The organism is uncultured Cyclobacterium sp. (assembly GCF_963976465.1).
Classification (GTDB): domain Bacteria; phylum Bacteroidota; class Bacteroidia; order Cytophagales; family Cyclobacteriaceae; genus Cyclobacterium.
Genome location: NZ_CAXBOC010000617.1, coordinates 1 through 2,862 on the forward strand (window position 1 = coordinate 1; position 2,862 = coordinate 2,862).

The 2,862-nt window shown below is 39.1% G+C and carries 3 protein-coding genes; 2 read left to right on the forward strand and 1 reads right to left on the reverse strand.

Going from position 1 to position 2,862, the window contains the following annotated elements:
• Positions 1-1,623 (forward strand): DEAD/DEAH box helicase (locus AAC037_RS22995; RefSeq protein ID WP_339905917.1); only part of this gene is annotated, 1,623 nt, incomplete at its 5' end.
• A 49-nt stretch (positions 1,624-1,672) separates the two neighbouring features.
• Complete coding sequence (purU, locus tag AAC037_RS23000; RefSeq protein WP_339905918.1) at positions 1,673-2,527, forward strand: formyltetrahydrofolate deformylase; 855 nt, start codon at positions 1,673-1,675, stop codon at positions 2,525-2,527.
• A 103-nt stretch (positions 2,528-2,630) separates the two neighbouring features.
• On the opposite strand, the gene AAC037_RS23005 is transcribed toward purU, so the two are convergent.
• The coding region (locus AAC037_RS23005) for an META domain-containing protein (protein WP_339905919.1) at positions 2,631-2,862 on the reverse strand (232 nt) is incomplete at its 5' end.

Consider the following 2,862-nt stretch of genomic DNA (forward strand, 5'->3'; position numbering starts at 1 on the left):
CCGAATAAAGAGGTGGGGATTATTCCAAAGTCTTGGTTTGTAAATTATGGGGAGATTTTTTCCTTTATTGAAGAGGAGCAGAATACCGATGGAAAATATAAATTAAAGAAACACCATATAGCCTTGGCTCAGGAGTTGGAAAAAGGCAACCTGGTCAAACTCGGCTTAAGCGAGAAATTAAATAAGTTAAAGGACTTTTCTACAATTGAAGATTATGAATTGTCTAACTATTTTAAGGGGACCTTGAGGCCTTACCAAAAAGCCGGATATAACTGGATGCGTTTCCTAAATGACTACAATTTTGGGGGCTGTTTGGCAGATGATATGGGGTTGGGAAAAACCGTCCAAACATTGGCTCTGTTGGCCATGGAAAAGGAGCGTTCTGAAGGAACCACCTCTTTGCTGGTCATGCCAACTTCCTTGATTTATAACTGGGAGCTTGAAGCCAGGAAATTTACACCAAAATTAAAAATCCTGATTTATACAGGTACTCAGCGGGTAAAAGATTGTAGGTTATTTGAACGTTATGACTTAGTGCTTACTTCTTATGGGATCACAAGATTAGATATTAATGTTCTTAAGGAATTTTATTTCAATTACATTATTCTTGACGAAAGTCAGGCCATAAAAAATCCAGACAGTATTATTTCCAAGGCTGTGGTGCAATTGAAAAGTAACCACAAATTAATACTTACCGGTACCCCGGTGGAAAATGGGACAATGGATCTGTGGTCACAGATGAATTTTATCAATAGAGGGCTATTGGCAGGCCAGACGGCATTTAAAAAGCAATTTTTATTGCCTATTGAAAAAAAGAATGACAAAGATAAAATATTGAAGCTCAATGCTATGATCAAGCCTTTTATCTTGAGAAGATTAAAGTCTCAGGTTGCTACCGACCTGCCTGAAAAAGTTGTAAACGTTAAATATTCGTCTATGACACCTGATCAGGAGCAGGCCTATGAAGATGTGAAGAACTACTTCAGAGAACAGATCATTGATGAAGCGGCAAAGATCGGTAAATCCCAAAAATCGCTTACCTTGTTGCGTGGGCTAACTCAATTGAGGCAAATGGCCAATCATCCCAGGATGGCAGATGATAGTTATAATGGAGATTCAGGGAAATTGGAAGATATTTCTCATATGGTGAAGTCTACTGTCAGCGAAGGCCATAAAGTTTTGATATTTAGTCAATTTGTAAAACATCTCAGCATTGTTAAAGATTTTCTAAATGATGAAAAAATACCTTTTGCCTATCTTGATGGAGCGACTGTAGACCGGCAAAAGGAAGTGGCTTCCTTTCAAGAAAATCCGGATATCAAAGTTTTTCTGATTTCCTTAAAAGCAGGTGGCGTAGGGCTCAACTTAACAGAAGCAGAATATGTATTTCTGCTGGACCCTTGGTGGAATCCGGCCGTAGAAGCGCAGGCCATTGATAGGGCTCACCGAATAGGGCAAAAAAACAAAGTCATTATATACAAATTTATCACACGTAATTCTGTTGAAGAAAAAATAATGGAACTTCAGGAGCGTAAAATGGCCCTCGCAGGTGAATTGATTAGTACCGAAGAGAGCTTTATAAAGAGCCTGAACCAGGAGGATATCGTTGCTTTACTCGACTAATAACTCCCTTGCTCAATAAAATTAATTCATTCACAATAGCACTATAAAAATGCATACAGCCATTTTAATTGTACAATGCAAGGATAACAAAGGTATAGTAGCCGCTGTATCTCAATTTCTTTACGAAAACAATGGCAACATCTTAGCCGTAGATCAGTACATCGATGAAGAATTAGGTGATTTTTTTATGCGTGCAGAGTGGGAGCTGGAAACCTTTGCCATTGAAAAGGATTCCATTTTGCAAGAATTCAAAAAAAATGTAGGGATCAAATATGAAATGGAATATTCCCTTTCATTCAATTTTCCCAAACCTAAGATGGCACTTTTCGTCTCCAAATTATCGCATTGCCTCTTTGATATTTTGAGCCGATATTATTCAGGCCAATTCAATGTGGAGATTCCTTTGGTGATTTCCAATCATCCGGATCTGGAGCCAGTAGTAAAAGCATTTGGCATTCCTTATTATCATTTGCCTGTGACCAAGGATAACAAGTTGGAGCAGGAGAAAAAGCAGCTGGAACTGATGAAAGAGCATCAGGTAGACTTTGTTGTTTTGGCCAGGTACATGCAAATCTTATCAGGGGACTTTATAAAGAATTTCCCCAACAGCATCATTAATATTCATCATTCATTTTTACCTGCTTTTGTGGGGGCGAAACCTTATCATGCAGCCTATAAACGTGGTGTGAAAATCATTGGTGCTACCGCTCACTATGTTACCGAAGAGCTTGATGCCGGGCCAATCATTGAGCAAGATGTGGCACGGGTTCGCCACCACAATACCATTGATGAACTGGTGCAAATAGGTCAGGATGTGGAAAAGGTTGTCCTTTCCAAAGCCATCAAATACCACTTGGCGAGGAAAATTCAAGTGGTAGGCAATCGTACAATTATTTTTAACTAGGCTTAAGCCATCCAAGACCTAAAAGATTTCTTGAAATTGTACTATTGTTCGCAGGCCATGCAGCTCTCTTTGGTGCAAGCAGCAGATTGTTCCGGATGCAAAATTATAGCTGCTCCAGTTCTACAAGAATATTTCCACTTTCATCTTGTAAGATGAGTTTGCCGGCATAATAGGAGTATTGCTTACTTGATTCCAGGTTGGATAAAAATCTTTTTTCCAGTTGCTTAAGTTTGCAGGACCTATTGTCTGTATATAAAGTAGAAAACTGAATCTGCTCCTCATTGTAAGTTGCGCCACCTCTATAATCGTTGCAACCTGCAAATCCACCGATTTCC